Genomic DNA, 11202 nt, shown 5'->3' on the forward strand with positions numbered 1-11202 from the left:
CCGGGTTCGCTCTTCGAGCGCCCCGGAACGACGACTAACCAACAGCCAGCGACCTTGGATCGCGCACAGGCCACCGTCCGGCTTCCACGAGCGTCACGAACCGCTCCACGCTCTCGTTGAACAGCGCAGGCTCCTCGAGATTGAGCACGTGGCCAGACTTCGGAAACATCGCGAGGCCTGCCGCCGGTAGATGCTTCTTCAGGAACAGGCTCGCCCCGACGCAAGGGTCGTCCTCGTCGCCGCAGATGATCAGTGCCGGCGTGACAACGCCTCTGATCGCGTCCGTCAGCGTGTAGATGGAGGGGCGGCCGCCCTGAAACCCGCGCATCGTGTTGGCGGAGCCTTTGGCGTCGTGCCGCGCCAGCGCGGCGTAGAAATCGGCGTGGCCGCGCGGGTCCTTCACCAGGAAGGGAATCCGGCTCGGGGCCTCGCGCGTGACTTTTGCGACCTCGGCAGAGCCTGATGTCTCGAATTGCTCGGCATTGGCGCGGCACTGCTTGCGCCAATTGTCGAGATTCTGGATCTCCGAGCCTGAGCCGACGCCGGCGAGCGTCATCGACAGCGCGCGCTGCGGCGCGTTCAATCCGATCTGCAGCGATGAGTAGGCGCCCATCGAGAGGCCGACGAGATGCGCGCGCTCGATCTCGAGATGATCGAGCACGGCGAGCGTGTCGGTGTAGAAATGTTTGTAGGTGTAGACCTCGCCATCAGGCACGTCAGATGGCGTGTAGCCGCGCGCGGAATAAGTGATGCAGCGGTGGCCGCGCGAGAAGTAACGCATCTGCGGCTCCCAATTGGTGTAGTCGGCCGCGAACTCGTGCAGAAAAAGTATCGGCGTTCCCTGACCCGCCTCTTCGAAATAGATGCGGACGTCGTCCCTGGTCGTGGCGTGGGGCATTAACTGTTTTCCCTTTCTTCAAGCCGCATTTCGAGGATCGCAGTTAATGCTGTTGTCCGCAATGAGGCGGCCTCGAGCCAGCACTGACGCAAAATCATCGCAGCTATTCGCCGCTAGCGGCGTCTTTTTCTCGCCACATCGGGCGGCTTAACGGCCGGACGGATGTCGGCCACGGCACGGGGCCGATTGGAAGTGGGGGTGTCAACGAAGGATGAAGTATGTTCGAGTTGTTTGCGTCTCGCCTGTCGCGTTCTGTTGTCGCGCTGGCGATTGTCTTCGCGGCGGTTGCCGCGTTCGTTTCTCCGGCCTCAGCGCGGCCGCATCATCGTCATAGCGCAGAGCGGCACGGTTACGTGCATCACGCCAGACATCATCATTATCGCCACCATGCACGCGGATCGCGCTTCGAGCGCAGCGCCGCGCAGTTGCAGACGAGTGGATTCGGCAACACGCAGGCCAGCTATGATCCGAACGCCAATAGTGGCATGGCCAACAACGGCATGGCTGCCAGCGGCGGCTTCGGCGGTGGGTCGGGCCTCGTGTCGGAGGCGCGCCGTTATATCGGCGGCAATCCGACGGGACGCGGCAGCCTGTGGTGCGCGCGCTTCATGAACATGGTGCTGCAGCACACCGGCCATCAGGGCACCGGCTCCGACATGGCGAGCTCGTTCGCGCGTTACGGCACGCGTGTCTCCGGCCCGCAGGTCGGCGCCATCGCGGTGATGTCGCGCGGCCGCCGCGGCGGTCATGTCGGCATCATCACCGGCATCGATGCGCAGGGGAATCCGATCATGATCTCCGGCAACAACGGCAACCGCGTCCGCGAGGCCCCGATCTCGCGCGGCCGGATCTATGCGTATGTGATGCCGAATTGAGGTGAGATCGTAGGTTTGGCGGGCCCTCGCGTCACATGAGGTTGTCGTCCCGGACAAGCGTCAGCGCAGATCCGGGACCCATAACCACAGGCTCGCATCGTCGCGCGAGTTGGCAACCACGAGTCTTCGCCAAACCACTCCCCGTGGCTATGGGTCCCGGATCGGCGCGCGCTTAAGGGCGCGCTTGTCCGGGATGACGAGAAGAAGTTCACACCAATCTCGGCTCTTCCACCACAACTGCATCACCCACGCCGATCTCGCCGTCCGCCACCACCTCGGCATAGATGCCACAATCCATGTGGCCTAGATTGCGCGACAGCGTCGGCGGGATCTCGAGATCGCGTATGGCGGTGTCGGGATCGACGTTGGTAGCCGGGCAGCGGACGATGCGCTTGACCACTTTCAGCCGGGCCTGCCCGATCGCGAGCGTCTCGCCGACCAGGTCGAGCTCGGACCAGGCCGGCCAGCCCTTCACGTAGAGATTGGCGCGGAAGCGCAGGGGATTGACGGCGACGCCGCCGAGCATGGTCTCGATGGCGCGGACGCTGTTGAGATTGATGATCGACACGACCTTGCGGGCGACGTCGGAAAAGCTGTGGCCCCGGCCAGACAGCACCTTCGGCGGGCCGTTCAGCTCCGGCTGGAAATTCTCCGTGAAGTAGTCCTCGATGGCGGCGCGCCCCGCCGCGGTCTCGAGATCGCCGCTGGCGACGATCTGGCCGTCCTTTCGAATGATGAGGCTGTTGGTCGCGTCCTCGAACCGGCTGTCGAGGGACGCCAGCCGCTCATTGCGGGCCAGCATCAGAAACTGGATTTTCGGCTTCCAGGCCGGAGCCTCGGGATCGAACCCGCTCGGGCCGTTCTCGATGGCGTAGCGGCGGTCGGCGGGGAGGGTCTGGCCGGTTCGCAAGGGGACCCGGGGCAGGGATTCCGGCGTCAGGCCCTTGATCGGGTAGCGGTAAAGGCCGGTGATCTCGGCGGTCTGGCTGGTTGTCATAGGCCTACTTAGGGGATTCGCCTCGCGCCTGCCAAGCAGGCCGATCCACGCACGAAATTGTGAAGCCGCCTCTTTCGATCCGAGGGCACGCTTCCCACATCTCGGTCAGGCCGGCGCCAGCGTCGGCTGATAACGACCGCCTGATGCGTTGAGGAACGTCAACGTTATCAAGCGGAAACCCAATGAAGATGCCGTTCGGGGTGCCTTAGAGGGCCCCAAGGGCAGGCCGAGGGAAAGAAACGACATGAATATCGACAAATATACCGAACGCTCCAGGGGCTTCGTCCAGTCCGCGCAGTCGCTTGCGGTGCGCGAAGGGCATCAGCAGTTTTCGACCCTGCACGTCCTGAAAGTTCTGCTGGACGACAATGAGGGCCTGGCTTCCGGTCTGATCGACCGCGCCGGCGGCAATTCCCGCGCAATTCTGAAGGCGACCGAGGACGCCCTCAACAAGGTGCCGAAGGTCAGTGGCGGCGGTGCCGGCCAGATCTATCTGGCGCCCGAGCTCGCCCGTACCTTCGACGCGGCCGAAAAGGCCGGCGAGAAGGCCGGCGACAGCTTCGTCACCGTCGAGCGGCTCTTGCTCGGTCTCACGCTGGAGAAGACCAGCGAGGCCGGTACGATCCTCGCCAAGGGCGGCGTCACCCCGCAAAATCTCAACGCCGCGATCGAGGCGCTGCGCAAGGGCCGCACCGCGGATTCCGCCACGGCCGAGAACGCCTATGACGCGCTGAAGAAATATGCCCGCGACCTGACCCAGGCTGCGCGGGACGGCAAGCTCGACCCGGTCATCGGCCGCGACGAGGAGATCCGCCGTACGATTCAGGTGCTCTCGCGCCGGACCAAGAACAATCCCGTCCTGATCGGCGAGCCCGGCGTCGGCAAGACCGCCATCGCGGAAGGGCTCGCGCTGCGCATCGTCAATGGTGACGTGCCGGAGAGCCTCCAGGACAAGAAGCTGCTGTCGCTCGACCTGGGCGCACTGATCGCGGGTGCAAAATACCGCGGCGAGTTCGAGGAGCGGCTGAAGGCCGTGCTCCAGGAAGTGACCGCGAGCGACGGCAATTTCATCCTGTTCATCGACGAGATGCACACGCTGATTGGCGCCGGCAAGGGCGATGGCGCGATGGACGCCTCCAACCTGCTCAAGCCCGCGCTCGCGCGCGGCGAGCTGCACTGCATCGGCGCGACCACGCTCGACGAGTACCGCAAGCATGTCGAGAAGGATGCGGCGCTGGCGCGGCGTTTCCAGCCGATCTTCGTCAGCGAGCCTTCTGTCGAGGACACGATCTCGATCCTGCGCGGCCTGAAGGACAAGTACGAGCAGCACCATGGCGTGCGGATCACCGATTCCGCGCTCGTGGCAGCGACGACGCTGTCCAACCGCTACATCACCGACCGCTTCCTGCCCGACAAGGCGATCGACCTCATGGACGAGGCGGCTGCGCGGCTGAAGATGCAGGTCGATTCCAAGCCGGAAGAGCTGGATTCGCTCGACCGCGAGATCATCCGGCTCAAGATCGAGCAGGAGGCCCTCAAGAAGGAAAGCGATCTCGGCTCCAAGTCCCGTCTCGAGTCGCTCCAGAAGGAGCTGGCCGAGCTCGAGGAGAAGTCCGCGGCGCTGACCGCGCGCTGGAGTGCAGAGAAGAACAAGCTCTCCAACGCCCAGAAGCTGAAGTCGGAGCTCGACGCCCTGCGCGTCGACCTTGCCGACGCGCAGCGGCGCGGCGAATTCCAGAAGGCCGGCGAGCTGGCCTATGGAAGGATCCCACAGCTCGAGAAGCAGCTCGCCGACATCGAGGCGCGTGACGGCACCAGTGAGATGATGGAGGAGGCGGTTACCGCCAACCACGTCGCGCAGGTGGTCTCGCGCTGGACCGGTGTGCCTGTCGACAAGATGCTGGAGGGCGAGAAAGAGAAGCTCCTGAAGATGGAGGAGCAGCTCGGACAGCGCGTCGTCGGCCAGGCAGAGGCCGTGCGCGCGGTCGCGACCGCCGTGCGCCGTTCGCGCGCAGGCCTGCAGGACCCGAACCGGCCGACCGGCTCGTTCATGTTCTTAGGCCCGACCGGCGTCGGTAAGACCGAGCTGACCAAGGCGCTCGCCGAATATCTCTTCAACGACGAGACCGCGATGGTCCGTCTCGACATGTCCGAATACATGGAGAAGCATTCGGTCTCGCGGCTGATCGGCGCGCCTCCGGGCTATGTCGGCTATGACGAGGGCGGCGCGCTGACCGAAGCGGTGCGGCGCCGGCCTTATCAGGTCGTGCTGTTCGACGAGATCGAGAAAGCGCATCCGGATGTTTTCAACGTCCTGTTGCAGGTGCTCGACGACGGCCGGCTGACCGATGGCCAGGGCCGTACCGTCGATTTCCGCAACACGCTGATCATCATGACCTCGAACCTCGGTTCGGAGTTTTTGGTGAATCAACCCGAGGGTGAGGACACGTCTGCCGTGCGTGAGCAGGTGATGGGGATGGTGCGCGGACATTTCCGCCCCGAGTTCCTGAACCGCATCGACGAGATCATCCTGTTCCATCGCCTGCAGCGGAGCGAGATGGGCCGGATCGTCGAGATCCAGTTCGCGCGGCTGCAGAAGCTGCTGACCGATCGCAAGATCGTGCTGACGCTCGATGCCTCGGGGCGCGACTGGCTCGCCGCAAAGGGCTGGGATCCCGCCTACGGGGCTCGCCCGTTGAAGCGGGTGGTGCAGCGCTATCTCCAGGATCCACTCGCCGAGATGATCCTGGCCGGCGACGTCAGGGATGGCGACACGGTCGCGATCTCGTCCGAAGGCAACGTGCTGACCTTCAACGGCAAGGCGCCGCAGACCGCGGAAATCGCCCAGTTCGAAGCGCCGGTATCGAAGCGCAAGCTGAACTGAGCATCGGCGTGCACCGCTAGATAAAATCGCCCCGGAGAGGTCATTCTCTCCGGGGCGAATTGTTTAGTCAGGCCTATTGACTAGCTGACTGGAGAGACGGATCCGGGGGATGCTGGCCCTTCCTCGTCGCCGTCCTGTTCGAGTTCCGACAGGATGTCCACGAGCTCGCGCACACGACCACGCGCGAGCGGGCGGAGATCGTTGATCATGGGCTCGTCATTGGCGAGCCAGGCCTGGGCTTCGGCGAGTTCCTCGACGGTCGCGCCGGTTCCGATGATCTGTGCAATCGTGACGTCGTCAGCTCCGCTGACGGCCTTGGTGACGTCGTCGCGTGAGAGGTGCGGCATGGTCGTTCTCCTCTTGGCGGACTCGCACCGATCAATCGTGAAGATCGCCTAACAGTTCCACCGGTCCAGCTGGCTATCCGTGCCATTCGATTTAATGAAACCGTCGCCGTGAACCGGGATTGCCCCATACACAGGTTCGCCGCCAAGTGCTGCAATCCAAGTGCTGCAATCAGGTGCTGCGATCAAGTGCCAAGATCCCTGCTGATCGATCGGTGTCAGCATAATCATCGTCGGCGAAGCCTGCTCATAGCCAGCTCAGGATATCGCCATGAAACGAGATCTCGTCGCTCCCAAACATCCTGTCTTCGACGAGCTTCATCCCAAGATCTACGCGGCCGCAGCCGGCCTTGTCGGTTGGTTCGCGCTGATGGCCTGGCTGCTGTTCGACCGCAGCAGTGATGTCAGCCTGTCCCTCGGCTTGGTCACGTTGCTGTTCGTGGTCGCGATCCTGCTGCCGTGGACATTGTCGCGGGTCTGGAGGAGGTACCGGATGCCGCATGAACCGCACCTCCGGCCGATGCCGCTGCACGACTGGGAGGCCGGAGAATTCAAGGTTTGGGGCGCAAGACTTCGCGGTTCGCACGCTGCGATCGACGTCCTGTTGCCGCTGATGGCCGTGTCGCTCGGCCTGACGGCGATCGGGATCGTCTTCGTGATCGTGCGGGCGCAGGTCTTGTCCTAGCCGCAAGGTCAACAGAGGCGAGGGATTGCCGGCCTAGCGGTTGCTGACCTGGAGCGGGCCACCGGTGGCGTCCGACATGCGGGCGATGGCGCCGTTGCGGCCGCTCATCATGCCGTCGAGACGGTCGCGTTCCTTCTCGAAGCCCGCCAGCATCGGGCCCTCCAGCGAACGGCCGCGCGGCAGTTTCACGCGCATCGGGTCGACGAAGCGGCCGTTGACGAGGATTTCGTAGTGCACGTGGGGGCCGGTCGACTGGCCGGTCGAACCGACGAAGCCGATAACCTGGCCCTGGCGCACCTTCTTGCCGGGCTCCATGCCCTTGGCGAAAGCCGACATATGGCCGTAGGCGGTCTCGTAGCCGTTGTTGTGCTTGATGCGGACGTATTTGCCGTAACCGCCTTCGAGCTGGGCCTTTTCGATCACGCCGTTTCCGGCGGCGAAGATCGGCGTGCCGTAGGCGGTGGCCCAGTCGACGCCGGTGTGCATCTTCACGAAGCCGAGGATCGGATGGCGGCGGCCGCCGAAGCCGGAGCGCATGATGGCGCTGTTGACGGGCTTGCGGACCAGGAACTTCTTCGCGCTTTTGCCGGTCTCGTCATAGTAATCGACGACGCCGTCATCGGAGCTCTGATAGCGATAATATTTCTTGGTTTCGCCGCCAACCGTGAGCGAGGCGAACAGCACTTCGCTCTTGTCGACCGCCGTCGAGCCCTCGTCTTCGCCGGCATAGAACACGTCGAACGAGTCGCCCGGCTGCACCTTGCGCTGGAAATCGACGTCGTAGGAGTAGATCTTGATCATGTCGTCGATGACCGGCATCGGCACTTTGTTGCGCATCGCGGTCTCGTAGATGCTCTGGTAGAGCCGCACGCCGCTGCCGTCATCATCCTCATCGTCGTCGCTGTTGGCGTTTGCGGTCGCCTCGGCGACGGTGTTCATGCTGGAGACGTCGACCGCGACGTATTTGCCGAGATCGGACAGCGCGGCGATGGCCTGCACCGTGGTGTCGTTGGCGACGATGACCCGGAACGGCTGCAGCCGTGCGCCGGGGCTTGCGGGCGCCATCAGGATGCGAAGTTTTTCGCCTTCCTTGATGCCGCCGTCGCGGCCGCGGGGGCCGAGCGTTGCGGCGATCGACTTGATTTCGTCAGGCGTGGCGCCGAGATCGCGCAGCACGGAGGAGACCGAGTCGCCCTTCTTGACGACGTGGACGCGCTCGCCGTTGGGATTGCCGCCGGTGATCTGCTCTTTGGTTTTCGGCAGCAGCGTGACGTTTTCCGGCACCACGCGGGTCTCGAAGCCGGCATAGGGATCGGACGGCGACACTTCGGTGGCGTAGGCCATCTTCATGTCGGATCTGTTGATGTCAGACTTGCCAGTCACGCCGGAAACGTCGGCGGTGGCATTTGCGAGCGAGGCGTAGCGCACCCCGCCATTGCCGCGCCAATTGGCGGCGTCGCGCACCCGCATCAGGATGTCGTCGAGCGCCACCACGGCGGAAATCTTGGCCTTCGGCAGCACCGGCGAGAGGTCTTTGGTGACGAAGGAGACCTCGGCGTCGGGCTCGACGGCTTCAGGATTGTTCGGATCGTCAGCGGCGGTCTTCGGATCGGAGCCGACGTCGGTGAGCAGACGCTGCGCATTGAACGGCGGAATCTTCGCCGACAGGTCGCTGGTCGTCATCGACAGATTGCCGGCGATCCGGACGAAGGGGCGCACGCGCATCACGTCGCGGTTGCCGACGCGGGCGACCGTCGAGACGCGCACGATGTTGCGCGAGGCGGTGGAGTCGTTCGGCGGCGGCAGGCGGTCGCTCTTGTGCAGCGTGGCGGTGCGATCGGCGGCGCCGAATGCACCACGCAGCGCGCCCTCGACCCGCTCCGGCACCTTGGCGAAGGTCATTTCGCCGTCGAGAGACGCGAAAACGGCGCCGCCGATCAGGGCTGCGCCGCAGAGTCCGGTCAGAATTGTGCCGCTGAACCATTGCACCGAGACGCGACGGCGATCGATGACGGCGGCCTCGGAACCATCGACCGACAGCGGCGGCTCGTGACCGAGATCGATGATCCCGGTCTCACGCCCGTAAGCGCCGCGTGACGTCCTCTGGTTCAACCCAAGTCCCCCAATCAACGACCCGAGATCCTTCGCCTCACCCCTCTCTCCGGTCGCCCTCTTGCAGGGGTATCGCGGAAAAAGCCGTGCCGCACAGGTGTTCGCGCTCAGTAGGCCCCGGATGAGGGCCCGGCCGAATTTACGAACAGCAAGGCAGGTGAAGGTCTCTCGATGTCTTTCGAATGTCCGAAGAAGGCCGCGTCATCATCAGATCGCCTTCTCTGAACCCCATGAAAATCGCGGGCAGCCCTCACTGGCATCCGCGCGATTCAAGCTTGTCTCTTATCAGAACGCCGCGGGAATGTGGCTCAAGTACGGCGCCTAATATGGAAAAAGTTTCCTGAACGGCCGGGCGCGAGGGCCCCAGGCCGAGGGCGCCGCAAGCCGCTTCCCAAGTCCCCGCCCATGCCCGATCCCGGACTCCCACCCGGGCCCCTCCGGAGCCCTTTCCCAGCCCCCTGCGAGCCAATTTTTTTCAGATTTTTTACCGGGCGGCTTCGCTCCGCCGCCTCCACGATCTTCTAATCGACTGGAATCGCTGGATTATTTTCGACAATCCACTGTGCGACGTTTTGTTGACGATGGGCGTTGACAATCCCGGGCGGGGGGGCCTATAACCCGACCACTGAGCGCGGCGCCGCCGGGTCACTGACCAAGGCGAGCGAACGCGCCACTGATGCTCCTCACCTCGTTGAGTGCACAACAGCCGACACAAATCGGTTGGAGTTCATTCGTCGCCGGTAAGGGTGTCGGAACCCTTCCACTCTGGAAGGTTGGGGCCTCCTGGTCCCGGGCTGTTTGACAAGTGAAGATGAAGAAAGAGAAACGTGGACGGCGGAGTCCTTGCGGGTCTCGCATCTCGAAAGCTTCGGCTTTTCTGATCGAGACCGGACGAAAGACTTCGGCGGTACACGTTTCAAAGGAAACACCATCGTTGCCAGCGATGTGAATCGCAGGCAGCACATCGATTTCGGTCGATGAAAAAATGGTGGGACCTCGTCAAACGTTGTGATCAGCCGGTTCAAAGTTCAAGTCCAACTTGAGAGTTTGATCCTGGCTCAGAGCGAACGCTGGCGGCAGGCTTAACACATGCAAGTCGAGCGGGCGTAGCAATACGTCAGCGGCAGACGGGTGAGTAACGCGTGGGAACGTACCTTTTGGTTCGGAACAACACAGGGAAACTTGTGCTAATACCGGATAAGCCCTTACGGGGAAAGATTTATCGCCGAAAGATCGGCCCGCGTCTGATTAGCTAGTTGGTAGGGTAATGGCCTACCAAGGCGACGATCAGTAGCTGGTCTGAGAGGATGATCAGCCACATTGGGACTGAGACACGGCCCAAACTCCTACGGGAGGCAGCAGTGGGGAATATTGGACAATGGGGGCAACCCTGATCCAGCCATGCCGCGTGAGTGATGAAGGCCCTAGGGTTGTAAAGCTCTTTTGTGCGGGAAGATAATGACGGTACCGCAAGAATAAGCCCCGGCTAACTTCGTGCCAGCAGCCGCGGTAATACGAAGGGGGCTAGCGTTGCTCGGAATCACTGGGCGTAAAGGGTGCGTAGGCGGGTTTTTAAGTCAGGGGTGAAATCCTGGAGCTCAACTCCAGAACTGCCTTTGATACTGAAGATCTTGAGTCCGGGAGAGGTGAGTGGAACTGCGAGTGTAGAGGTGAAATTCGTAGATATTCGCAAGAACACCAGTGGCGAAGGCGGCTCACTGGCCCGGTACTGACGCTGAGGCACGAAAGCGTGGGGAGCAAACAGGATTAGATACCCTGGTAGTCCACGCCGTAAACGATGAATGCCAGCCGTTAGTGGGTTTACTCACTAGTGGCGCAGCTAACGCTTTAAGCATTCCGCCTGGGGAGTACGGTCGCAAGATTAAAACTCAAAGGAATTGACGGGGGCCCGCACAAGCGGTGGAGCATGTGGTTTAATTCGACGCAACGCGCAGAACCTTACCAGCCCTTGACATGTCCAGGACCGGTCGCAGAGATGTGACCTTCTCTTCGGAGCCTGGAACACAGGTGCTGCATGGCTGTCGTCAGCTCGTGTCGTGAGATGTTGGGTTAAGTCCCGCAACGAGCGCAACCCCCGTCCTTAGTTGCTACCATTTAGTTGAGCACTCTAAGGAGACTGCCGGTGATAAGCCGCGAGGAAGGTGGGGATGACGTCAAGTCCTCATGGCCCTTACGGGCTGGGCTACACACGTGCTACAATGGCGGTGACAATGGGATGCTAAGGGGCGACCCTTCGCAAATCTCAAAAAGCCGTCTCAGTTCGGATTGGGCTCTGCAACTCGAGCCCATGAAGTTGGAATCGCTAGTAATCGTGGATCAGCACGCCACGGTGAATACGTTCCCGGGCCTTGTACACACCGCCCGTCACACCATGGGAGTTGGTTTT

General features: G+C 62.6%; 7 protein-coding genes and 1 rRNA gene (1 of these 8 cut by a window edge). 4 read left to right on the forward strand and 4 right to left on the reverse strand.

Annotated elements, in window-relative coordinates:
* Positions 1–34: 34 nt before the first annotated feature.
* Complete coding sequence (locus tag JJC00_RS04980) at positions 35–898, reverse strand: alpha/beta fold hydrolase (protein WP_200471628.1); 864 nt, start codon at positions 896–898, stop codon at positions 35–37.
* Between the two features lie 218 nt (positions 899–1116).
* Between JJC00_RS04980 and JJC00_RS04985 the strand changes: the two genes are divergently transcribed.
* Positions 1117–1773 carry a TIGR02594 family protein gene (locus tag JJC00_RS04985; RefSeq protein ID WP_200471629.1) on the forward strand — a complete coding sequence of 219 codons (657 nt, stop codon included), beginning with the start codon at positions 1117–1119 and terminating at the stop codon, positions 1771–1773.
* 208 nt (positions 1774–1981) lie between these two features.
* Here the strand turns inward: JJC00_RS04985 and JJC00_RS04990 are convergent, their stop codons facing one another.
* Complete coding sequence (locus tag JJC00_RS04990) at positions 1982–2770, reverse strand: MOSC domain-containing protein (RefSeq protein ID WP_200471630.1); 789 nt, start codon at positions 2768–2770, stop codon at positions 1982–1984.
* Between the two features lie 244 nt (positions 2771–3014).
* Here JJC00_RS04990 and clpB point away from each other — a divergent pair, with 244 nt between their 5' ends.
* Positions 3015–5654 (forward strand): ATP-dependent chaperone ClpB, encoded by a 2640-nt coding sequence (gene clpB, locus JJC00_RS04995; RefSeq protein WP_200471631.1) that lies wholly within the window; start codon positions 3015–3017, stop codon positions 5652–5654.
* Positions 5655–5734: 80 nt separating this feature from the next.
* Here the strand turns inward: clpB and JJC00_RS05000 are convergent, their stop codons facing one another.
* Positions 5735–6001 carry a hypothetical protein gene (locus JJC00_RS05000; RefSeq protein WP_200471632.1) on the reverse strand — a complete coding sequence of 89 codons (267 nt, stop codon included), beginning with the start codon at positions 5999–6001 and terminating at the stop codon, positions 5735–5737.
* A 268-nt stretch (positions 6002–6269) separates the two neighbouring features.
* Between JJC00_RS05000 and JJC00_RS05005 the strand changes: the two genes are divergently transcribed.
* Positions 6270–6683, forward strand: coding sequence for a hypothetical protein (locus tag JJC00_RS05005; protein ID WP_200471633.1), 414 nt, complete (start codon positions 6270–6272; stop codon positions 6681–6683).
* A gap of 33 nt (positions 6684–6716) precedes the next feature.
* On the opposite strand, the gene JJC00_RS05010 is transcribed toward JJC00_RS05005, so the two are convergent.
* Entirely contained in the window at positions 6717–8795 is a 2079-nt protein-coding gene (locus JJC00_RS05010; protein ID WP_200471634.1) for a M23 family metallopeptidase, read from the reverse strand.
* A gap of 1035 nt (positions 8796–9830) precedes the next feature.
* Between JJC00_RS05010 and JJC00_RS05015 the strand changes: the two genes are divergently transcribed.
* Positions 9831–11202 (forward strand): 16S ribosomal RNA (locus JJC00_RS05015) (it continues 117 nt past the right edge of the window).

Origin of the sequence: Bradyrhizobium diazoefficiens (assembly GCF_016616885.1) — a bacterium.
Classification (GTDB): domain Bacteria; phylum Pseudomonadota; class Alphaproteobacteria; order Rhizobiales; family Xanthobacteraceae; genus Bradyrhizobium; species Bradyrhizobium diazoefficiens_F.

Bases quoted from the DNA above. Each gene is read 5' to 3' on its own strand.
- JJC00_RS04990 (WP_200471630.1), bottom strand. From the start codon at position 2,770: ATGACAACCAGCCAGACCGCCGAGATCACCGGCCTTTACCGCTACCCG.
- JJC00_RS05000 (WP_200471632.1), bottom strand. From the start codon at position 6,001: ATGCCGCACCTCTCACGCGACGACGTCACCAAGGCCGTCAGCGGAGCT.
- JJC00_RS05005 (WP_200471633.1), top strand. From the start codon at position 6,270: ATGAAACGAGATCTCGTCGCTCCCAAACATCCTGTCTTCGACGAGCTT.
- JJC00_RS04980 (WP_200471628.1), bottom strand. From the start codon at position 898: ATGCCCCACGCCACGACCAGGGACGACGTCCGCATCTATTTCGAAGAG.
- clpB (WP_200471631.1), top strand. From the start codon at position 3,015: ATGAATATCGACAAATATACCGAACGCTCCAGGGGCTTCGTCCAGTCC.
- JJC00_RS04985 (WP_200471629.1), top strand. From the start codon at position 1,117: ATGTTCGAGTTGTTTGCGTCTCGCCTGTCGCGTTCTGTTGTCGCGCTG.